Annotated in this window: 21 protein-coding genes; 12 read left to right on the plus strand and 9 right to left on the minus strand. The window is 42.3% G+C overall.

What is annotated here, in order from left to right; translation table 11 throughout:
- Positions 1-12: 12 nt before the first annotated feature.
- Entirely contained in the window at positions 13-1,125 is a 1,113-nt protein-coding gene (locus tag E0H79_RS05055) for a glycosyltransferase family 4 protein (RefSeq protein ID WP_131261050.1), read from the plus strand.
- 345 nt (positions 1,126-1,470) lie between these two features.
- Here the strand turns inward: E0H79_RS05055 and E0H79_RS05060 are convergent, their stop codons facing one another.
- Positions 1,471-2,598, minus strand: coding sequence for an endonuclease/exonuclease/phosphatase family protein (locus tag E0H79_RS05060; RefSeq protein ID WP_104853024.1), 1,128 nt, complete (start codon positions 2,596-2,598; stop codon positions 1,471-1,473).
- 189 nt (positions 2,599-2,787) lie between these two features.
- Here E0H79_RS05060 and asd point away from each other — a divergent pair, with 189 nt between their 5' ends.
- From asd to truA, 5 genes are all read left to right on the plus strand, one after another.
- Complete coding sequence (gene asd, locus E0H79_RS05065) at positions 2,788-3,906, plus strand: aspartate-semialdehyde dehydrogenase (RefSeq protein ID WP_004976115.1); 1,119 nt, start codon at positions 2,788-2,790, stop codon at positions 3,904-3,906.
- Positions 3,907-4,075: 169 nt separating this feature from the next.
- A complete protein-coding gene (locus E0H79_RS05070; protein ID WP_225555799.1) occupies positions 4,076-5,494 on the plus strand; it encodes a FimV family protein in 1,419 nt (472 codons plus the stop codon).
- Between the two features lie 66 nt (positions 5,495-5,560).
- Positions 5,561-6,910, plus strand: a complete 1,350-nt coding sequence (locus E0H79_RS05075; RefSeq protein ID WP_131261052.1) for a fimbrial protein FimV — start codon at positions 5,561-5,563, stop codon at positions 6,908-6,910.
- A gap of 46 nt (positions 6,911-6,956) precedes the next feature.
- Positions 6,957-7,937, plus strand: a complete 981-nt coding sequence (locus E0H79_RS05080) for an asparaginase (RefSeq protein ID WP_131261103.1) — start codon at positions 6,957-6,959, stop codon at positions 7,935-7,937.
- 12 nt (positions 7,938-7,949) lie between these two features.
- Positions 7,950-8,747, plus strand: a complete 798-nt coding sequence (truA, locus tag E0H79_RS05085) for a tRNA pseudouridine(38-40) synthase TruA (protein WP_131261053.1) — start codon at positions 7,950-7,952, stop codon at positions 8,745-8,747.
- A 132-nt stretch (positions 8,748-8,879) separates the two neighbouring features.
- Here the strand turns inward: truA and E0H79_RS05090 are convergent, their stop codons facing one another.
- The gene (locus E0H79_RS05090; RefSeq protein ID WP_131261054.1) at positions 8,880-9,887 is read right to left on the minus strand and encodes an AraC family transcriptional regulator; all 1,008 of its coding nucleotides are present in this window, start codon (positions 9,885-9,887) and stop codon (positions 8,880-8,882) included.
- Positions 9,888-10,117: 230 nt separating this feature from the next.
- Between E0H79_RS05090 and infA the strand changes: the two genes are divergently transcribed.
- On the plus strand, positions 10,118-10,339 hold the full coding sequence (gene infA / locus E0H79_RS05095; protein ID WP_001284370.1) for a translation initiation factor IF-1: 222 nt from the start codon (positions 10,118-10,120) through the stop codon (positions 10,337-10,339).
- 158 nt (positions 10,340-10,497) lie between these two features.
- Positions 10,498-10,905 carry a hypothetical protein gene (locus E0H79_RS05100; RefSeq protein WP_004976100.1) on the plus strand — a complete coding sequence of 136 codons (408 nt, stop codon included), beginning with the start codon at positions 10,498-10,500 and terminating at the stop codon, positions 10,903-10,905.
- A gap of 114 nt (positions 10,906-11,019) precedes the next feature.
- On the opposite strand, the gene leuB is transcribed toward E0H79_RS05100, so the two are convergent.
- The 4 genes from leuB to leuC form a co-directional block, all read right to left on the minus strand.
- Positions 11,020-12,099 (minus strand): 3-isopropylmalate dehydrogenase, encoded by a 1,080-nt coding sequence (leuB, locus tag E0H79_RS05105; protein WP_004976098.1) that lies wholly within the window; start codon positions 12,097-12,099, stop codon positions 11,020-11,022.
- A gap of 39 nt (positions 12,100-12,138) precedes the next feature.
- A complete protein-coding gene (locus E0H79_RS05110) occupies positions 12,139-12,702 on the minus strand; it encodes a hypothetical protein (protein WP_131261055.1) in 564 nt (187 codons plus the stop codon).
- 102 nt (positions 12,703-12,804) lie between these two features.
- Positions 12,805-13,455 (minus strand): 3-isopropylmalate dehydratase small subunit, encoded by a 651-nt coding sequence (leuD, locus tag E0H79_RS05115; RefSeq protein ID WP_131261056.1) that lies wholly within the window; start codon positions 13,453-13,455, stop codon positions 12,805-12,807.
- A 97-nt stretch (positions 13,456-13,552) separates the two neighbouring features.
- Positions 13,553-15,001 carry a 3-isopropylmalate dehydratase large subunit gene (gene leuC, locus E0H79_RS05120; protein WP_004976092.1) on the minus strand — a complete coding sequence of 483 codons (1,449 nt, stop codon included), beginning with the start codon at positions 14,999-15,001 and terminating at the stop codon, positions 13,553-13,555.
- A gap of 319 nt (positions 15,002-15,320) precedes the next feature.
- On the opposite strand from leuC, the gene E0H79_RS05125 reads away from it, so the two are divergent.
- On the plus strand, positions 15,321-15,557 hold the full coding sequence (locus E0H79_RS05125) for a DUF2061 domain-containing protein (protein WP_131261057.1): 237 nt from the start codon (positions 15,321-15,323) through the stop codon (positions 15,555-15,557).
- A gap of 208 nt (positions 15,558-15,765) precedes the next feature.
- On the plus strand, positions 15,766-16,626 hold the full coding sequence (locus tag E0H79_RS05130; RefSeq protein WP_004976089.1) for a LysR family transcriptional regulator: 861 nt from the start codon (positions 15,766-15,768) through the stop codon (positions 16,624-16,626).
- A 94-nt stretch (positions 16,627-16,720) separates the two neighbouring features.
- On the opposite strand, the gene E0H79_RS05135 is transcribed toward E0H79_RS05130, so the two are convergent.
- On the minus strand, positions 16,721-16,966 hold the full coding sequence (locus E0H79_RS05135; protein WP_004976087.1) for a DUF2789 family protein: 246 nt from the start codon (positions 16,964-16,966) through the stop codon (positions 16,721-16,723).
- Positions 16,967-17,119: 153 nt separating this feature from the next.
- Positions 17,120-17,770 carry an HAD family hydrolase gene (locus E0H79_RS05140; RefSeq protein WP_131261058.1) on the minus strand — a complete coding sequence of 217 codons (651 nt, stop codon included), beginning with the start codon at positions 17,768-17,770 and terminating at the stop codon, positions 17,120-17,122.
- A 183-nt stretch (positions 17,771-17,953) separates the two neighbouring features.
- Between E0H79_RS05140 and E0H79_RS05145 the strand changes: the two genes are divergently transcribed.
- Both E0H79_RS05145 and ptsP read left to right on the plus strand, forming a co-directional pair.
- Complete coding sequence (locus E0H79_RS05145) at positions 17,954-18,436, plus strand: RNA pyrophosphohydrolase (protein WP_004976084.1); 483 nt, start codon at positions 17,954-17,956, stop codon at positions 18,434-18,436.
- Between the two features lie 99 nt (positions 18,437-18,535).
- Entirely contained in the window at positions 18,536-20,833 is a 2,298-nt protein-coding gene (gene ptsP, locus E0H79_RS05150; RefSeq protein ID WP_004976082.1) for a phosphoenolpyruvate--protein phosphotransferase, read from the plus strand.
- Positions 20,834-20,848: 15 nt separating this feature from the next.
- Here the strand turns inward: ptsP and E0H79_RS05155 are convergent, their stop codons facing one another.
- Positions 20,849-21,040, minus strand: coding sequence for a hypothetical protein (locus E0H79_RS05155; protein ID WP_004976081.1), 192 nt, complete (start codon positions 21,038-21,040; stop codon positions 20,849-20,851).
- Between the last annotated feature and the right edge of the window lie 224 nt (positions 21,041-21,264).

Genomic DNA, 21,264 nt, shown 5'->3' on the forward strand with positions numbered 1-21,264 from the left:
AAGGAAAGATTCATGAAAGTCATGCAGTTATTACCCGAATTAAACAGTGGCGGTGTAGAACGCGGTACGCTCGAAATCGCCCGAGCCTTGGTCGCTCAAGGACATACGTCATTGGTGGTGTCGAATGGCGGACGGATGGTTAACCAACTCGAAGCTGAAGGTTCCACTCATTTAAAGTTAGCCATCCACAAAAAATCATTATCAAGCTTGTGGCAAATCCGTCCTTTACGCCAACTGATTATGCAACATCAACCTGATATTGTGCATGTACGTTCCCGCGTACCTGCATGGCTAACTCATTTTTCCCTAAAAGGTATTCCAGCCGAAAAACGTCCACACTTAATTTCAACTGTACATGGTTTTTATTCAGTTAACCGTTACAGCCAAATTATGACCCAAGCGGAAAAAGTGATCGCAGTTTCTGACAGTGTAGTCAAATACATTCGTGATCATTATCAAAACTGTCCACCTGAAGATATTGTCCGTATTTATCGTGGAATTGACCCTGCTGCATTTCCGCACGGGTATCAACCTTCGGCACAATGGATGCAACAAACCTATCAAGATTTCCCAGAACTTGAACATAAGTTTTTAATTTGTTTGCCGGGACGTATCACCCGCTTAAAAGGTCATGAAACATTGATTGATCTAATTGCGAAATTAAAAACCCAGTATCCACAGATTCATGCTGTTGTTGTAGGCGGTGCAGATGTTAAAAAAGCAGCTTATTTACAGGAACTGGAACGCAATATTCGGGATAAACATCTGACCGAAGCGATAACCTTTGTTGGACACCGTTCTGACATTCGCGAGTGGCTTGCGTTTAGCGATATTGTACTTTCACTTTCCAATCAGGCGGAAACCTTTGGACGCACTGCGCTCGAGGCTTTATCGTTAGGAACACCTGTGATTGGCTGGAACCGTGGTGGTGTGGCTGAAATTCTATCACAACTGTATCCGCAAGGACTCATCGCGGTAGATGACCAAGTCGCTTTATTCAATGCAGTGCAATTGCATCTGGAAACACCGCAAAGTGTCGCCCCTGTTGAATTGTTCAGCTTGGCAGATATGTGTCATCAAACCTTAGATTTATATCAGCAAGTTTTGCAGTCAAAATACGCCTAAAACCAAACCATAGAACTGAATCGAGCTGATTGAAGTTTAATTTTTTTTAAAAACTATGAGAGTGAAAAAAATAAGTCCCCAAAAAATCATCGCCCGAGTTCTACATCCTGTAAAACTCGGGCTCATGAGGTTGTGCTTTCAAAACTTATTGTTATTTTGTTGTGTGGCGTTCCTTACCGACATCATATCCTTGATGTTTATCCCTCAGCGTCGTCTTCCTTAATGGGATATTCCGTTCCCGAGTCCTTGTGCTGATGAATTAATCTTAACCAGATCAGTCAGAATAAACCATGCGTCATGTGCCTAAATCCGTGTAAGCCATTTCGTACACTTTTCGTTTAATTTCTAAACCGATTTATCCTGTGCTTTATACGGTTGTGCAATTTCATCGGTCACCAGTTTTTCTTCTTGCTCTGCTTTTTCAATCCCATCCTGAATCGCCTGTTGTGCTTCCTGCTCATCGGCATCGGTTTGCGGCAGTTCTTCCTGAATTCGATCAAACACCCGCCCAGTTTGCAATACCACATACACAGGAAAATGATCTGAACCAATATGTGCTAAACGCTGCATATCTACCAATGCAAAATCTGTACTATGAAATACATGGTCTAATGACCAACGCAGTAAAGGATAATCGGCATGAAAGGTATTGATATAGTGCCGCCCTACGCGCGGGTCGAGCAAGCCACTGATTCTTTGAAACAAGCGCGTAGTCCGCGACCATGCCACATCGTTTAAATCACCCATTACGATACAGCTTTCATCTAAATCTTTGATTTGATCGCCTACAATCAACAATTCGGCATCTCTTAAAACTGAATCTTTGGCTTCGGTAGGACTTGGTGGTTTAGGATGCAAACAATACAACTGTACAGGCTGCCCCGAAGGCAAAATCACACTGGTATGAATGGATGGAATTTCATCGCTGAGAATAAATTTGATCTCACTGTCTTTTAATGGCAAACGGCTATACAAATGCATGCCATATAAATTATCTAAAGGTGCAGCGACCCGATAAGGATAATCGGCTTCAATCACAGACAAGGCTTTCTGCCAAGCCAAATCAGATTCTAGGGTCAACACCAAATCTGGTTTTAAGGCTTGAATATGTTCAATTAAAAGATGATATTTTTGATTTGGTGTCAGGACATTGGACACGATTAATGAAATCTGTTTTTCAGGATTTAGCTGTTCTGGACGAACTTGTTTGACCTGTTTTTTCCACAGCAAGGTGTAGGGCAAGACCATTTTGAGCTGATAAGCCAAAGCCGCAATCAACCCAATTAAAATCACTTGGCTAGACACATCCCACGTCTGCTCCCAAATTAGGAGCAAAACAAAGGCAATGATGCCCAAAACCAAGATCTGTAAACGTGGAAAATCTGCGCCCCGAATCCACCATTCATCACGCGGAATCAGTGACCAAAAACTTAACCAAATGACTAATATTGCAAGCCCTTCTACCCAAATCATCTTGCTTTACTCTTTTGTATTTTTTGTCGTTTTTACATGAAAACCAAAGTTATCAATTTTGTATGTAACACAAACAAGAGATTTCACTCAATAATACTCATGTTTTGTTCATGTAATGCTTGCAGTTGCGTCCCCTTTTGATAGACTTATATTCCTTTATTGTTTTTTAACGCACCGAGGCAAAGTGACATGAAAGTAGGTCTGGTCGGTTGGCGCGGGATGGTGGGTTCCGTCCTTATGCAACGTATGGTTGAAGAAAATGATTTTGCTCATTTTGAGCCATTCTATTTCTCTACCAGTAATGCTGGCGGTGAAGCACCAGCGTTTGGTGGTAAGACTGCCCCAGCACTTATGGATGCAACAGATATTGAAAGTCTGAAGCAAATGGATGTCATTATTACCTGTCAAGGTGGTGATTACACTTCTGCCGTTTTCCCGAAGCTTAAAGCTGAAGGATGGAATGGTTACTGGATTGATGCTGCATCTACCCTACGTATGGATGATGAAGCGATTATCGTACTTGATCCAGTCAACATGAATGTCATTAAAGATGGCTTGGTGAATGGCACCAAAACATTTGTGGGCGGTAACTGTACTGTTTCACTCATGTTGATGGGCTTGGGTTCATTATTCCAAAACAATTTGGTGGAATGGGCAACTTCAATGACCTATCAAGCAGCTTCTGGTGCAGGTGCGCAAAACATGCGTGAGCTGATCACAGGCATGGGCTACTTGTATAACAACACCAAAGACTTGTTGGATGACCCACGTTCACCAATTTTAGACATCGACTCTAAAATTGCCGAATTACAACGCGGCGAAGGTTTCCCATCGGCAAACTTTGGTGTGCCTTTAGCGGGTTCTCTCATTCCATATATCGACAAACAGCTTGAAAGCGGTCAGTCAAAAGAAGAATGGAAAGGTCAGGTTGAAACCAACAAAATTTTAGGCAATCAGCAGATTGTTCCTATTGATGGTCACTGTGTACGTATTGGTGCAATGCGTTGTCACTCTCAGGCAATCACGTTGAAGCTGAAAAAAGACGTTCCATTGAACGAAATTGAAGATATGATTCGTCAATCAAGCCAATGGGCAAAAGTGGTACCAAATACACGCGAAGCATCAATGACCGATCTTACCCCAGTTGCAGTTACAGGGACTTTAACAGTACCTGTTGGTCGTTTACGCAAAATGAACATGGGTAAAGAGTACCTTGGTGCATTCACTGTAGGTGACCAATTACTTTGGGGTGCAGCAGAGCCATTACGTCGCATGTTACGCATCTTAATTGATTACAAAAATGCTTAAGCCTCGTCTTGAGCACTGAATCATTTTGGATTCTGTGATCAAACTCAACAAGCCAGTCAAATTTGACTGGCTTTTTTATGTAATCAACGTGTTAATATTTTACAATCGACATACAACTCGCTACTCTATCCTTTTCGCCTTGCGATAAATGACCGAGCTAACAATTAAGATGACTGTATATAACAAATTAAAGATCGCCATTTTATCTATTTTGGCTTCACAGCAAATGTATGCAATGAATGTTGACCCGATTCAAATTCAGTCAACAACTGGGGAATTGCTCTATGCCGAAATCAACTTTCGTCAATCGAATGTGAATGAAGCGATTGATGTCAGTTTAGCTACGGCAGAAGATCTGATGTCGATTGGTGCGAGTCACCGTCCGCCTGGTCATCTTAACTTTTTTACACGTCGTAACAGCAATGGTACAGGGGTTATCACCATTACCTCATCTCGACCGTTAACCGAGTCTGAGTTGAATATTGTGGTCAAAATTAAAGAAGGCAATGCAACCCGCCTGCAACATATTCGTACACCATTAAAACGCAGTGCACCTGCGCCATTGGCCGCTATGCAACGCAGTAATGAACAAGCTTTAACGCCTGTCATGATTGTCAATGAGCAAGACATTGCTTTAAATTTACCCGTAAGTGCGAACTATCAGGTTGAAACGCCTAAAGCAATTGAACAACAAACTTTTGAAGCACCGTTAACCATTAAACGTAATACACCACCTGCATTAAACCATCAAACAGTGACGGTGGTTCAAACTGCACCAAGCCGTAGCGCAGCAAGTGAAAATACGACTGTGATTGCCCCAAAAGTAGCGCCAGCACAGACAAATAACAACCCAACACCGACAGCATCTACAGCCACCACTTCAGTCACCGCACAACAATCGGCTGATCCATTGGTACAAAAATTTGCTGAACAGCAACGTACGAAGCAACTAGCACAAACTCAGCCTGCTGCTGCAACGAAAAAGCCTGCACAAATAGCGGCTACACAAGCTAAACCAAGCCCTGTAACAGCGAAGCCTACGGTCAATACTCAACATGTAGTGCAATCGAATGAATCATTATGGGCCATTGCCTCACGCATTGCGGGCGAAAACAATCGCCCTGTTGCCGAAGTGATGCAACAAATTAAAGCCAATAATGAGCATGCTTTTATTCAAGGCGATGCCAATCGTTTACGTCGTGGTGCGACCTTAAACTTACATGCACAAGCTAACTCTAAACCAGAGAAAAAAGCCGCAATTCCAAAACCAGAAACGGCCAGTGCACCACAATCAGGCAAAGCCAAATATCGTTTAAATCAAGCAGAAATGAGCCTTGTGGCAGAGAATCAACAAGACTCGACCCACGGTTCTGCCAAGAAGAACACACAATCCACACAAACTTCGGGTGACTTGTCATTAAAAGTTATGACATCCCGCGAGAAAACCGTTAAATTACAGAGAAACGTAACAGAATTAGAATTGGCATTACGTCAGAAGGATCACAGAATTCAATTACTCAACGCGCGCCTTGCCGAACTGCAACAACAATTGCAAAAACAACAAGCCGCAAATAAGCCAAAACACTAAATGTTACACACAATGATTTTTTTGGGATAAGGTCAAACAGGGACCACATCCTCAAGGGGTATAAACATGCTGATTTATGTGATTCCGTTTATTTTATTACTGGTGATCGCAATTTTCTTGAAAAAGCGTGAAGCAAGTAAAGAAGCCGAACCAAGCAACAAGAAAACAGCAGCGCCAGCCAAAACCAGTGGCAAGAAAACCACAACTACCAAAAAAGTTGCCCAGAAATCGGTGGTGGTTGAAGAGGTTGTTCCAACTCCACAACACTCTACCCCTGTCCCTGTAAAAATCCAAACTAACATTGAAAACCTGATCAAAGAGCGTAATTTCTTTGCTGCAGAAGCGCAAATTAACCAAGCATTAAAACGTGATAACTCATTGCATGGTTTGTATTTGTTATTGCTTGATATTCATTTACAGCAAAAAGATGAGTTTGCGATTGATCAATTACTCAATCATATACGCGCTTTGGGCCTTGATGATATTTTGGTTCAAGCAGAAGCTCAAAAACAAGTATTTGATGAGCAAAACAACAAAGCAATTGATGGGATTGATTTTCAACCAACGACTCCAGCGGATTTAGAATCGGCTCCTGTTGAACAAAAATCAACTGCTGATTTTGATGCCCTCATACAATCAAAAGATGATATCTCTTCTGATAGCTCTTCTTTTGACCAGTTACAGCACGAACTAACTTCAAATAAAACAGCAGCACCTGAAGCAGCTTTAGAATTTGATACCTCATCGTTAAATTTCAGCCCTGCTGCTGCACCTGTAGAAAAAGCAGCTGAGCCTGAAGTAAAAGCAGAACCTGCTGCTTTAGACTTTAATTTTTCTGTAGATACTGCACCAGCAACAGAGAAAACTGAAACACCCGCAATTACTCCTGAGCCAAGTACAAGTGCTACAGAAGCAGCCCAACCGCTTGAGTTTTCTTTTGATTTAGAACCGAATAAAACTGAAATAGTAGCATCTGAAACACCAGCAAATGCACCTGCTACAACTGAAGCCCCAAGTTTAGACTTTGACTTTTCAACAACAGAAACCCCTGCGACTGTTGAAGCAAAAACTGAACCTGCAACACCTGATTTTAATTTCACATTTGACAATACGCCTGCTGCGGAAACCAATCTTCAACCTACAACTGAACCAGAAATCATTGCTGCACCAAGTATTGCACTTGAACCTGCTGCAACCGTTGTCAGCACAGATGTTGATCTGAATGATCCATTGGTGAAATCATTCCCAGACTTATCTCAAGTGGATGAAATTCAGTTGAACTTAGACTTAGCGAGCCAATATGTAGAGTTAGGCGCTTATGATGCTGCGAAAGCTTTACTTAGCGAACAAGGCGCAAATTATTCTGCTGAACAACGCCAACGTGCCGATCAGTTACTGAATCAAATCGCTTCTTAATTCAAATCAGATTAAGATAAAGCAGTCATTCTTGACTGCTTTTTTTATGATGAAAAAAATTGCGTTAATCTATATGGGCGGCACTTTTGGCTGTGTCGGTGAACCACTAAGCCCAATGCCTGCCGAGCAATTCCTGCCACGCTTGGCACAGGTCTTGCCCCTAAATTTAGAGATTGAATGTTTTGTTGCCCCTGTCATTAAAGACAGTAGTGCCTGCACAGCAGCAGACTGGTTACAGCTCATTCAATATATTCAAAAATTACAACAAGATAATTTTCAACATTTCGTCATTTTACATGGGACCGACACCCTCAGCTATGCCAGCGCAGTCTTGGCACGTTTTTTAGCGCAAAGTACCCATGTCATTCTCACGGGTAGCCAATATCCCTTACTCAATGCACAAGGCACAGATACCCGTGAATTTAGTGATGCCTTGGACAACCTAAATTTTGCTTTACAACAGATTCATCAAGTGACTCAGGGAGTATATCTGGCCTTCCATCAGCAACTGATTCATGCCGCAACGGCACTGAAACAACACACCACCGAGTTAAATGCATTTACAGGTCAGTCTGCTTTGGTTTACACGGAGAACAAATCGCAGAATGAGCCAGCATTCAACATTAGCACTCAACATATTGAAAAAGCCCAGCACTTTAACTGCCTGAACTGGATGTTACAGCCAATTGCCATTTCCGCTTTGGTCGATAATTTAAAAGCCTTACAGCAACAGCCACCACACTGCCTCATTTTACAGAGTTATGGTACAGGCAATATGGCCGTCAATGCCGAAGTGATTGAGTTAATTCAGGCCTTACAAGCTCAACAATGTGCCGTGATTCTCACCACCCAAGTCACTTTTGGTGGCATGCAACAACGCTATGCGATCAGCCAGTGGTTACAGGACAGTAAAATTTTAATCAGTGATTGCCAAAGTCACGCAGATCTTTATGCCAAAGCCTTAAAAATGTATTTACAATACGACAGCCTTGCACAGTGGTATGCGCATTGGCAGTCTTCAGTGTGATTTGAGGTGATTATGCAGCGTTTTGCAATCGGAATTGAGTTTTGTGGCATTCGGTATCGGGGTTGGCAAACCCAGCAAGCAGGCGTACCTAGTGTGCAGGAAACCATTGAAAAAGTTCTGAGCAAAATTGCCGATGAACCCATTATTTTACATGGTGCAGGACGTACCGATGCAGGCGTGCATGCAACCAATATGGTGGCACATTTTGATACGCATGCCATTCGCCCTGAACGCGGTTGGTTGATGGGTGCCAACAGCCAACTACCCAAAGACATTGCAATTCAATGGATTAAAACGATGGATATGGACTTCCATGCTCGTTTTAAGGCTCAGGCACGGCGTTATCGCTATGTCGTGTATAACAATCCACAACGCCCTGCCTTGCTGCACAAACAAGTCACCCACGCTTATTATCCTTTAGATGTCGATAAAATGATTGCAGCTGCGCAGAAATTTGAAGGGACACATAATTTTGAAAGCTTTCGTGCTGCAGCGTGTCAGTCCAATCAGCCTGTCCGTCATGTCAGTCATTGTCGCTTAATTCGTCACGGCAATTATTTAGTGTTAGATATTCAAGCCGATGGTTTTTTGCATCACATGGTTCGCAATATCATGGGTTGTCTATTGGAGATCGGGCAAGGTTTGTATGACATTGCACATATTGACCAAATTTTTGCAGCTCAAGACCGTAAAGCAGCAGGAATTACTGCCCCGCCAGATGGCTTGTATTTTATTCAGGCACATTATCCTGAACAGTATGATTTACCGAAAGTTCCTTTAGGGCCACATTGGTTAAACATGCTGGAATAATTTAATCCCTCCCTACCTCCCTTTTCCAAAGAGAGGAGCTCCATTTCGAGGCGTTAAAAACGAAAGTCCCCCCCTTTGAAAAAGGGGGATTTAGGGAGGATTCTGTTTAGGAAAGGTTTTAAATTTTCAAACTTAACGCTGTTTACGTTTTCTATATTCCACTGGAGTTTCATTGGTCCAGCGTTTAAAAGCACGATAAAAAGTACTTGGCTCTGAAAAACCCGTTAAGTACACAATCCGCTCCACGCTTTCATTGGTATTCGATAATAATCGTTTAGCCAAACGACATCGATAATCGGACAGAATTTGCTGAAAACTGGTATTGGCTTCGCTCAATTGGGTACGCAAACGGCGTGGCGTGATATTCAATTGCGCCGCTACTGTTTCCAATGTCGTTTCACCGCTTTCTAAAGTTGAACCAATGGCACGGCGTACTTCACCAACCAAGTCATAACGCGCCAGCTCCTGCAGCTTTTCCAATGCCAACTGTTCGTGTAATTGCAATAACTCAGGTTCTGCCTGCCATAGTGGATAATCCAAAATACTCGGATCAAAATACAAACGCGTTTCTTTCTGCCCCAAACTCACAGGACATTCAAAGACACGGAAATATTCATCATCTGCAGCACCATCACTAAAGTTAAAGTCAATATAAATAGGCTGAAAACGACCTTCGGTAATGAATTTAAAGAAGCGTAAAACACCCGACATGGCGCATTCAGAAAAATGACGATTGACGATATTTTCTGACCACGGCTGCACGCCATTGGTTAAATAGCAGCGTCCATCTTCCACCACCAATTTGGCATCAAAAGCATCACTAATCAGGCGTTGATAAGCCAAAGCACGTTTTAGGCCTTCACCAAAGTTTTCTGAAGAAATAAACAAATGTTCAATCACTTGCCCGCGATAAAGTGGCAAATGCTCCCCCAGATGTAAACCAATATCAGGGTCTTTACTGACTTCCTCAGCCGCAACCCAAAACGCATATTGTGCATTTAAAGGCGTACGTTCATTGGCTTCGACCTGATTTAAGGCCACACCTGCTTTTGTTAAAATATCTTCGGCTGGCAACCCCGCACGACGAATCGCTTGGTAGCCTAAACGCAATACAACCGATGCATCAGTTAGCTGACCCACGCAAAAACCTTCCTTGTATGTACTTCATTTATACTTAAAAAGATTGAAATTAGATTAACTGCGATTGACCGAACTGACAACCTACCCAAGCCCATTTTTACAGAAAAAGTATAAACCGATGATTCGCTTATTTTACTAACAGATGCGCTGTGTATAGGGTAAAGCATCTTGTTTTTTTCAGAAAAATTGCCTATAATTTGCGCCTTTCCAATTTGATACTCAGGTAGGCTATGGCCAATAAAGAGGAACTCATCGAGTTCGAAGGCGTTGTCACCGAAACGCTTCCTAATACTATGTTTCGTGTACGTTTAGAAAACGGTCATGAAGTGATTGCTCACATTTCTGGTAAAATGCGTAAACACTATATTCGTATTTTAACAGGCGACAGTGTGAAAGTTGAAATGACACCTTACGACTTAACCAAGGGTCGCATCACTTACCGCGCACGCTAAGTTTTAGAGTAAGCTAAAGCCACTTTCGGAGTGGCTTTTTTACGTTCACTTAAAAAAATTCTGTTTAGCCTTTAATTCGTCCCCGCCGCTTATCGAATCACCACATTCTTTTCTTGCATTGCCTTCTACAATAAAGTTTTGAGCAAGGGAGAAAAAGCATGTTATTTCGATCCTGCGTTGCTTGTATAACAGGTCTTTTTGCGCTCAGTTTAGTGGCGTGTAGTAGTAATCCACCGCATTCCACTTTAAACCGCGATGCGTATTTACAGCAATTTATTGGTCAATCTAGCCAATATATCCTGACCCATTTGCAATTAAGCCAAATTGGCTATCAACAGCTTGGTACAGCTCAAGCTACCCCTCAATTGCTACATTACCGTATCATTCGTCCTGTACGTGTTCCGATCCCTATGGCGCAGCATCCCACTACAGGTATTGGTGCTGTTCCGTTAAATATCGGTATCCCGAGTCATGAAAGTTACGATGTTGCACTGACTTGTGATTTGTATTTTCGCCTACAGCAGGGTATTGCTACCGCAGTGTATGTTTCGGGACAACGCTGTTAAGTCTCCTAGCTAAAACACTCTGAAAGTACAAAACCAATAAAAAAACGCAGCCCGAAGACTGCGTTTAATGATTTGATTTTGAGCTGTAAGCGATAGGTTAAATCGCTTAAATTTTTAGTTGAGTGCCGTAACGACTGCTTGACCCATTTCAACAGTACCAACTTTATTCATGCCTTCAGACATAATATCGGCAGTACGTAAACCTTGATCTAATACATTGCCTACTGCATCTTCAATGGCTTTTGCTGCCGCTTCTTCGCGGAAGGTGTAACGTAACATCATTGCCACAGAAAGAATGGTTGCCAATGGGTTTGCCAAGTTTTGACCTGCGATATCTGGCGCTGAACCATGGCAAGGCTCATACATACCTTTGCCATTTTCGTCTAAAGATGCAGATGGCAACATACCAATAGAACCTGTCAACATCGCCGCTTCATCAGACAAGATGTCACCAAACAAGTTACCTGTCACCAATACGTCAAATTGTTTTGGCGCGCGTACCAATTGCATCGCTGCGTTATCGACATACATGTGCGACAAGTTGATTTCTGGGTACTGCTCTGCATGTAACTGAGTCACAGTTTGCTTCCACAATTCAGTCACTTCCAGTACGTTGGCTTTATCTACCGAACATACTTTACCACCACGCAATTTCGCCATTTCAAACGCTACTTTTGCAATGCGTTTGATTTCTGACTCAGCATATACGTCGGTGTTAAAACCTTGTTTTTCACCGTTTTCTAATTCACGAATACCACGTGGCTGACCGAAATAGATACCACCCGTCAATTCACGCACGATTAAGATATCTAAGCCCGATACAATTTCAGGTTTTAAGCTTGAAGCATCTGCCAATTGTGGATACAAAATTGCAGGACGTAAGTTCGCAAATAAATTGAGTTCTGAACGCAATTTTAACAAACCACGCTCTGGACGGATTGAACGCTCAATGTTGTCCCATTTTGGACCACCAACTGCACCCAATAAAATTGCATCGGCTTTTTTCGCTTGCTCAGATGTCACTGCTGGGTACGGTTCGCCATGTGCATCAATTGCAGAACCACCCAATAAACCTTGTTCCCAAGTCAAACCCAAATTGAATTTTTCATTGACACGTGTCAGCACTTGTTCAGCAGCTTTCACAATTTCTGGACCAATGCCGTCACCAGCTAAAATCAAAATATGTTTTGACATGAGAGTTTCCATTGTTCATGACAGTCAAAGACTGTGGGATTAAATTTTTTGTTCTACAAACTCACCCAAGCCATTTAAGACATTGTAGGGTTTGCAAAAACGTCGAATGGTTTTGTTGTTTTGCACCAAATCTACACATAAAGGATCTGGCGCAGACACATTTAATAAGCTGCCTTTAGTACGACTTCGATCACGATACATTCTAAAGGTATATTTTTGCTTGGCATTAAACTTATGAATTACATGCAGTTTTTCTGCACGATCTTTAGAAATGGGATAAAAGCGAATCACCAATTCATGTTGTTTAGGCGGTACAGATAAATACAAGGCATTGGATTTATTTAAGCATGATTCCTGTAAACGCACTAAACCCTCCTGAATGGCAGCACGTGTAACACGATGTTTTTCTGCATCGACAATTGTGACCGTATTTAAACGCTCAAACTCACAATCATCTGTACCCGCACAGTAAATCAGTGCATTGGATTTGCTTTGTTCAGTTTCTTTCACCTGTTTAATGCGTGCTGTATTCCACGTTTGGCATGCGCTTAGCATGGTGATACATAATCCAATGACAGCAAGCCGACCGAAAATTTTAGTCATTGTTCGCGCCCAACCTCACCTGTTAGATACAAAATATAAAAATTATTATGTGCCGATGTTAGCAAGAGTTAGGCAGCGATGCTATGACAAATTTCAGCGAATTTATGCCTGAATTTCGGCAAAAACCCATGGACGCGACTGCTTAGTTTTCTCTTCATAAGCACGAATGTCATCGGCTGCTTGTAATGTTAAGCCAATATCATCCAAACCATTCAATAAACAGTGTTTACGGAATGGATCTACTTCAAATTTAAATGCCGTACCGCTTGGTGTACGTACTTCTTGTGCGTCCAAGTCGATGGTTAATTGATAGCCTTCAGTCACCGCACACTCTTTAAATAATTGCTCGACCTGCTCTTCAGACAAGATCACAGGCAACATGCCGTTTTTAAAGCAGTTATTGAAGAAAATATCGGCAAAGCTTGGTGCAATAACGGTACGGAAACCATATTCATTCAATGCCCAAGGTGCGTGCTCACGGCTTGAACCACAACCAAAGTTGGCACGTGAAATTAAGATTGAAGCACCCTGATAACGCGGCTGATTCAATACAAACTCAGTATTAATCGGACGTTTTGAGTTGTCCTGACCCGGATAACCTTCATCTAAATAACGCAATTCATCAAATAAGTTATCGCCAAAACCTGTACGTTTGATAGATTTCAAAAACTGTTTTGGAATGATTAAGTCTGTATCGACATTGGCACGGTCTAATGGTGCAACGATACCTTGTTCAACGGTATATTTTTTCATGTTTAATTCTCACTGAATCCGTAACCTCTCCCTTGCCCTCTGCTATAGCGAGAGGGAACGCCATCTCTCTGAGAGAAGGCTGGGATGAAGGCATAACTTAGAATGAACGTACGTCTACAAAATGACCTGCGATTGCTGCCGCAGCTGCCATTGCTGGACTCACCAAATGGGTACGACCACCGTTACCTTGACGGCCCTCAAAGTTACGGTTTGAAGTCGATGCACAGTGTTCACCCGGTTGCAATTTGTCTGCGTTCATTGCCAAGCACATTGAACAACCTGGTTCACGCCATTCAAAGCCTGCTTCTACAAACACTTTGTCTAAGCCTTCTTGTTCCGCTTGTTGCTTAACTAAACCAGAACCCGGAACCACCATCGCCTGTTTAATGCTTGCTGCAACTTTACGACCTTTAATCACTTCAGCGGCTGCACGAATATCTTCAATACGCGAGTTGGTGCATGAGCCAATAAATACGCGGTCTAATTGAATATCTGCCAAAGACTGACCTGCAGTTAAGCCCATATATTGATAAGCACGCGTCCAGTCATTGCGCTGTACGTCATCTTTCGCCTGTTCTAAAGTTGGTACGGCTTGTGACACTGGAATCACCATTTCAGGTGAAGTTCCCCAAGACACTTGCGGCTCAATTTCTTCACCTTGTAATACCACTACGGTGTCAAAGTGTGCACCTTCGTCTGAATGTAAAGTATTCCAGTAAGCAACTGCAGCATCCCATTGCTCGCCTTTTGGTGCATAGTTACGACCTTTCACGTATTCAATGGTTTTGTCATCCACAGCAACCATACCCACGCGCGCGCCTGCTTCAATCGCCATGTTACATACTGTCATACGGCCTTCAATCGACATATCGCGGAACACTTGACCACCGAACTCAATCGCGTGACCTGTACCGCCTGCAGTACCAATTTTACCAATGATCGCTAAAACGACATCTTTCGGTGTAACACCTTGACCTAATTTGCCATCTACACGCACTAGCATGTTTTTCATTTTCTTTTGAACTAAGCATTGGGTTGCCAATACGTGTTCAACTTCAGACGTCCCAATACCATGCGCTAAACACCCAAATGCACCGTGAGTCGCTGTATGTGAGTCACCACAAACTACGGTCATACCTGGCAAAGTTAAGCCCTGCTCAGGCCCAACCACGTGCGCAATCCCCTGACGGATGTCGTTGATGTCAAACTGCACCACGTTAAAGGTTTTACAGTTGTCATCTAAAGTTTGTACCTGAATACGTGAGGTATCATCTTCAATACCTGCAATACCGTCTGCACGTTCTTTCTTAGACGTTGGTACGTTATGGTCAGGCGTTGCCACGTTGGCACTTAAACGCCACGGCTTACGTCCTGCAAGTTGCAAACCTTCAAAGGCTTGTGGAGAAGTCACTTCATGCAATAAATGACGGTCGATATACAATAAAGCCGAGCCATCATCACGTTGAGTGACCAAGTGATCATCCCACAATTTGTCGTACAAAGTTTTTGCAGCTGGATTTTGTGCTTGTTGGTTTTCGCCTGCCATGTCAGATCTACTCCACTGGACTGGGTAATTTTTTCATTAATTTGATTATAACCGCGAATTTGTATAAATCTAATTTATCATTTTTATTAATTTAAAAACTTTTAGGAATTTCTAGCAAAATAATTTTTATTGATTCATCACGACCTGCCTATAAGCAAAAACAAATAGATGCTTAAAATTTTGACCTTATAATCTTTCTATTAAAATCTAATTTTCCAATCAAAATTACAAAATTATTCGTTTTTACAAATTAAATAAGAATAATTATCCTTTAGCTATCCACACAGAAAACGGTCAAAGCAGCAGAAGGAGTATTCACATGAGCTATATTCAAAAATTTGTCGCCAACAATCAACGCATGTTCAAAAAAACTTTAAGCTACTACATCATGCACATCACCGTGGCGATGGTGGTCGGTTATATAGTCACAGGCAATATTTGGATGGCCATTACCTTAAGTTTGGTCGAACCGACAGTACAAGCTGTTGCGTATTTCATTCACGAGCGGATTTGGGAAAAGAAAGCACAAACGCAAGATTCTAAAATTATCGCTTAATGGTTTTATAGATTCTGCTTGTGAATATTCCATTTCAGTTTGAGATCATCTTGGTTGCAGCCCACGATGATCTTTTTTTTATCTCTACTGTATCTCCACAAGATCATCCCAAACGCATAGTTTCAAAATAAGTAGAATTTGTTTTGATTAATTCTAATTTTTTCTAAATAATAAGCACAGTAATAAAAAATCTTTATGGATGGTGCAAATGAATCTTGCAGCCTTTGAAGCCTTTGTTAAAGTCATGGAAACAGGTTCTATTTCTTTGGCAGCAGATCAGTTATTTATTACCCAACCTGCGGTGACCAAACGTATTCACAGCCTAGAAGACTATTTTGGCGTGAAACTGTTTGAATCAGCAGGTCGTGGAGTGCAAGCCACGCATGCAGCACATTCATTATTACCCAAAGTCAAAAACTGGCTGAATGAACTGGGCGATATTCACCACACTCTCAGTCATGAGCAAGGACAGGTTCAAGGCAAACTGAAAATCGGCACCAGTCACCATATTGGTTTGCACCATTTACCCAATCATTTACGTGAATATGTACAGGAATTTCCCAACGTCACGTTAGATGTGCATTTTGTCGACTCAGAACAGGCACATGAACAAGTTTTGGCAGGCGATTTAGAACTGGCTTTTCTGACCTTACCGCCCAAATTAGATGAACGTCTGTCTTATGTCACCATTTGGAATGATCCATTGGTGTTTGTGGTCGCATCTTTTCATCCGCTTGCACATCAGAAAAACCTGCAATTGACCGATTTACTCGCCTACCCTAGTTTGTTGCCTGCCGCGCAAACCTATACCAGTCAAATCACTTTGGCAGAGTTTGAAAAGCAAGGTGTTAAACCTAAAGTCACCATGAGCAATAATCCGCTAGAATCTATTCGGATGTTGGTGTCAATTGGTTTGGGATGGTCTGTTTTACCTAAAACTTTGGTCAATCAAGACTTACAACAGTTAGATATTGACTTAGAAATGAACCGTCAATTAGGCATGGTATGGCATCCGGGACGAACGCAATCACGCGCTGTTTTAGAATTGATTGAGATGATGAAACACTAGAAGATTCATCCTTTCTTTTGAATGAAAAACACCCTCAGACACGATTGTACTGAGGGTGTTTTTTTATTGGCTCAACTTGGACACAAGTGAAGTCTTAACGACTCACCGAATCTTCATGCAAAGATTCATTCAATTGGTCTACCACAATTGCCCATGAACCATCCGATTTCATTTTTTCGACGATAAACTGACGCTGTGCTTCCGTCCAAAATTCTGCCTCGGCAATTGTTGTTTCTGCATTCAATTGATGCGTTTCAATAAATTGCTGAATCGCAGCTTCACTGGCATCCAAACCCAGTTGTTCAAATAAATGTGTCATTCTTGGGCGTACACCACTCATTTTTTCACTCCTGATCATTTTTAATTCTTGTCTTACCTTAGCATGCCTATTCTAAAAATGAATGACATAATCCAACATTGCAGCAAATAAAAACAAAACAGAAACAAGCGACTAGTTACACCTGATACAGCAACAATTGCACTAATCTAAGCTTTAAATTGACCAGTCCTGCACATCCCACCCTTGCTCTTCCGCCAAAGCCTGTAAACGTGCATCTGGGTTTACCGCAATGGCATGATCGGCATATTCCAGCAAGAAACGGTCGTTAATGGAATCTGAATACGCCCAAGACTCAGTCACATCGCGGCCTTCTAGCCATTGCTCCAAACGCACCAACTTGCCTTGTTGATAACACGCAGTATTAATGACTTTGCCTGTATATTTACCATCGACCACTTCGGCATTGGTGGCAATAATTTCACTAATACCAAACTCACGGAAAATAGGTGCAGTAATAAAGTCAGATGTTGCTGTAATCCCCACCAATTCATGCCCTAATTCTTGATGACGCTGAATAGCTTTAAACCCTTCAGGGCGCATTTGTGGACGAATCACCTTTTGCATAAATAATTCATGCAAATCTGTGAGGTACTGATTGTCGTGCTGGGTTAAAAACTCAAATACAAATTCGTTATATGCAATTGGGTCGAGTTGCCCTGCTTTGTAGTCTTCATAAAACTTGTCGTTCATGGCGCGATGGCGAACAGGATCGACCAAGCCTTCACTTACCAAAAACTCACCCCAAGAATGATCTGAATCAGTATTTAACAAGGTGTGATCGAGATCAAATAGCGCCAATTTCATGAAAATACTCGTAAAAACTGAAATTTAAGAAAAAAATTGTAAATCTATCTCCGCTAGTCGATAGAAATTCGTTAAGATCATAGCAATTTTAACATTATTTACACTTTGCGTTTTCGAGTTGGAGAAAAGAAATCATCATCCCCGAGTGCAAAGTCATAAATTAAACAATATTTAGGTAGCCAAATGATCGACTCAGAAGGTTTCCGACCCAATGTCGGGATCATTTTGGCAAACGAGTTTGGACAAGTTTTATGGGCAAAACGCATTGGTCACAATGCATGGCAATTTCCGCAAGGAGGTATCCAATATGGAGAAACCCCTGAACAGGCACTTTATCGTGAGCTGAGAGAAGAAGTTGGCTTACTGCCCGAACACGTCCAAGTTATCGCGCAAACTAAAGGTTGGCTGCGTTATCGTTTGCCACATCGGTATATACGCACGGATTCGGATCCCGTATGTATTGGTCAAAAACAGAAGTGGTTTTTATTGCAACTGACAGCGTCAGCGCATCATATTCGGCTGAATTTGTCAGATCCACCCGAATTTGATCAATGGCAATGGGTCAGTTACTGGTATCCGCTTGGTCAGGTCGTCAATTTTAAACGTGACGTCTACCGTAAAGCGATGGTGGAGTTGTGCAATCAATTGCCCCTGAAAAAACCTTAAAATTTGCATGAAGATGTAGATTTTTTAGCTTATTGTTATAGGGTCATCTGTGGTGTAAAACTGACCTCAAATCATTGATTGGAATATGGAGTAGCGCGTATGTCGAACATGCAACTGGATACCCTTAGACGCATTGTACAAGAAATCAATGCGTCCACCAGTTTGCATGAATCACTCGATATTATGGTCAATCAGGTCGCAGAAGCCATGCATGTGGATGTCTGCTCTATTTACCTGTTAGATGAACGCAATCAACGCTACTTGCTCATGGCATCAAAGGGTTTAAATCCTGAGTCCGTGGGGCATGTGTCATTACATACCAGTGAAGGTTTGGTCGGTTTAGTCGGACAACGTGAAGAAATTGTCAACCTAAACGATGCGCCCAAACACGAACGCTTCATGTATTTACCCGAAACAGGCGAAGAAATTTATAATTCCTTCCTTGGCGTGCCTGTCATGTATCGTCGTAAAGTGATGGGCGTTCTTGTGGTGCAAAACAAGGATAAACAAGACTTTTCTGAAGCGGCAGAATCCTTTTTAGTGACGCTCTGCGCCCAGCTTTCTGGTGTCATTGCGCATGCGCATGCCGTGGGCAATATTGATGTATTCCGCAAACCCAACAACCTGCCTGCCTACAAAACCTTTCAGGGCGTATCGGGTTCAGGTGGGATTGCACTGGGTCGTGCGGTAATTCTGTATCCCCCTGCAGATTTGGCGGCTGTGCCTGATCGTGAAGCTGAAGACATTAGTGAAGAGTTAGAATTACTAGACAACGCACTAGATGCAGTGCGTCAAGAAATTCAGGCACTAGATGACAAAATGCAGGATGCCTTAATGGCAGAAGAACGCGCTTTATTCAGTGTGTTCCTACGCATGCTAGATGAAAATGCCCTGCCTGCAGAAATTAAAGAACTGATTCGTGAAGGTAACTGGGCGCAAGGTGCGGTGCGTATTGTGATTGACAATCACATTGCCCTATTTTCACAAATGGAAGATGACTATTTACGCGAACGTGTTTCTGACCTGAAAGATTTAGGGCGTCGTATTCTCGCCTCTTTACAAGAAGCCGATGCCAGTCACCGTGAACTGACCGATGAAAGTATTTTAATTGGCGAAGAAATTTCCACAGCAGCTTTGGTAGAACTACCTGTCGATAAAATTGCAGCAATTGTCACCACCGAAGGCGCAATGAATTCTCACATGGTCATTGTGGCACGTGCTTTGGGTATTCCAACCGTAGTTGGCGTAACTGAGTTGCCGATCAACAGCCTAGACGATGTGGAAATGATTGTAGATGCGCACCAAGGTCGGGTGTTTATCAACCCGCCACGTCGCATGCGGACACGCTATAAAGAAATTCAAAAAGAAGAAGAACAGATTGCCAAAGACCTCAAGCAATATGAAACCAAAGATGCCATTACCCCTGACGGCGTAGCGGTAAAATTGTATGTCAATACAGGCTTGATGATTGACGTGGTGCGTGGCGTACAACGCGGTGCTAAAGGTGTTGGTTTATATCGTTCTGAAATTCCATTTATGCTGCGTGACCGTTTCCCTGGCGAAGAAGAACAGCGTGCCATTTACCGCCAACAGCTCAGTCACTTTGCCAACAAACCTGTGGTGATGCGTACGCTAGATATTGGCGCAGACAAGGACTTACCATACTTCTCAATTGAAGAAGAAAACTCAGCCTTAGGTTGGCGCGGGATTCGCTTCACGCTAGATCATCCTGAAATTTTTTCTTCGCAAATTCGTGCCATGCTCAAAGCCAGTATTGGTTTGAATAATCTGCATATTTTGCTGCCAATGATCACCAGTGTCAGCGAGGTTGAAGAAGCCTTGTATTTGCTAGATCGTGACTTGCAAGCAGTGCAGGAAGAAGAACAGGTTAAAATCACCAAACCGAAAATTGGCATTATGGTAGAAGTACCGAGTGTGCTGCTGCAAATTGATGAATTTGCCCCGTTGGTGGATTTTTTCTCGGTAGGATCAAACGATTTAACCCAGTATTTATTGGCAGTGGATCGTAACAATCCGCGTGTGGCCAACGTCTATTCACACTTTCATCCTGCAGTACTGCGCGCCTTAACCCGCTTGGTGAAAGAATGTCATAAATATGACAAGCCTGTGAGCGTTTGTGGCGAAATGGCAGGAGATCCGCTGTCTGCGGTAATTCTGATGGCAATGGGCTTTAATACCCTGTCGATGAGTTCAAGTAATATCTTGCGGGTGCGTAAAGCAATTTGTCATGTACCGATGACCGATGCGCAACATTTATTAGATCAGGCGTTAAAAATGAATAATCCGCTGATGGTGAAAAGTCTGATGGAATATTATTTTAAAACCCATGGCTTGGGCGATATGGTGAAACTAGCGACACGTATCGTATCTCCATAAAACTTAGTTTAAGCCTCAAGCAACACACCATTCACTCCAAAAACAACAAGGGCGATAATCATCGGAATATCGCCCTTGTTTGTGTTTGCTATAGCCTCGTTTGGCATTTTTCTTACGGTCTACAAAAACCTGACTTTTGTTGACCTCGTGCATGTGCTTGGCCACAAAGTTATGCTGAATAAGCTCAGGCTGTTTTTTCTTTGCCATTACGCTGTTCCTTTCGGTTGATCATGGAAATGAGCAGTGTCGCTACTCTTTTAGATGGAGATGTTGAGGGAAAATTCAAGCCAATTGCTTCTGCATAACGTGACTATTCTCTCACCAATGTTCCATATTAAATTGGGAAGCCGATCATACGCTTTTTTGTACATTTTACAAGCGATTTTCACTCAATAGTGCTAAGATAAAAAGAAGGGGAAATAAATTATTGC

It is taken from the genome of Acinetobacter sp. ANC 5045 (genome assembly GCF_004331005.1).
Lineage (GTDB): Bacteria > Pseudomonadota > Gammaproteobacteria > Pseudomonadales > Moraxellaceae > Acinetobacter > Acinetobacter towneri.

Coding starts and splice junctions, on each gene's coding strand:
- E0H79_RS05055 (WP_131261050.1), top strand. CDS start 13: ATGAAAGTCATGCAGTTATTACCCGAATTAAACAGTGGCGGTGTAGAA.
- E0H79_RS05060 (WP_104853024.1), bottom strand. CDS start 2,598: ATGATTTGGGTAGAAGGGCTTGCAATATTAGTCATTTGGTTAAGTTTT.
- asd (WP_004976115.1), top strand. CDS start 2,788: ATGAAAGTAGGTCTGGTCGGTTGGCGCGGGATGGTGGGTTCCGTCCTT.
- E0H79_RS05070 (WP_225555799.1), top strand. CDS start 4,076: ATGACTGTATATAACAAATTAAAGATCGCCATTTTATCTATTTTGGCT.
- E0H79_RS05075 (WP_131261052.1), top strand. CDS start 5,561: ATGCTGATTTATGTGATTCCGTTTATTTTATTACTGGTGATCGCAATT.
- E0H79_RS05080 (WP_131261103.1), top strand. CDS start 6,957: ATGATGAAAAAAATTGCGTTAATCTATATGGGCGGCACTTTTGGCTGT.
- truA (WP_131261053.1), top strand. CDS start 7,950: ATGCAGCGTTTTGCAATCGGAATTGAGTTTTGTGGCATTCGGTATCGG.
- infA (WP_001284370.1), top strand. CDS start 10,118: ATGGCCAATAAAGAGGAACTCATCGAGTTCGAAGGCGTTGTCACCGAA.
- E0H79_RS05100 (WP_004976100.1), top strand. CDS start 10,498: ATGTTATTTCGATCCTGCGTTGCTTGTATAACAGGTCTTTTTGCGCTC.
- leuB (WP_004976098.1), bottom strand. CDS start 12,099: ATGTCAAAACATATTTTGATTTTAGCTGGTGACGGCATTGGTCCAGAA.
- E0H79_RS05110 (WP_131261055.1), bottom strand. CDS start 12,702: ATGACTAAAATTTTCGGTCGGCTTGCTGTCATTGGATTATGTATCACC.
- leuD (WP_131261056.1), bottom strand. CDS start 13,455: ATGAAAAAATATACCGTTGAACAAGGTATCGTTGCACCATTAGACCGT.
- leuC (WP_004976092.1), bottom strand. CDS start 15,001: ATGGCAGGCGAAAACCAACAAGCACAAAATCCAGCTGCAAAAACTTTG.
- E0H79_RS05125 (WP_131261057.1), top strand. CDS start 15,321: ATGAGCTATATTCAAAAATTTGTCGCCAACAATCAACGCATGTTCAAA.
- E0H79_RS05130 (WP_004976089.1), top strand. CDS start 15,766: ATGAATCTTGCAGCCTTTGAAGCCTTTGTTAAAGTCATGGAAACAGGT.
- E0H79_RS05135 (WP_004976087.1), bottom strand. CDS start 16,966: ATGAGTGGTGTACGCCCAAGAATGACACATTTATTTGAACAACTGGGT.
- E0H79_RS05140 (WP_131261058.1), bottom strand. CDS start 17,770: ATGAAATTGGCGCTATTTGATCTCGATCACACCTTGTTAAATACTGAT.
- E0H79_RS05145 (WP_004976084.1), top strand. CDS start 17,954: ATGATCGACTCAGAAGGTTTCCGACCCAATGTCGGGATCATTTTGGCA.
- ptsP (WP_004976082.1), top strand. CDS start 18,536: ATGTCGAACATGCAACTGGATACCCTTAGACGCATTGTACAAGAAATC.
- E0H79_RS05155 (WP_004976081.1), bottom strand. CDS start 21,040: ATGGCAAAGAAAAAACAGCCTGAGCTTATTCAGCATAACTTTGTGGCC.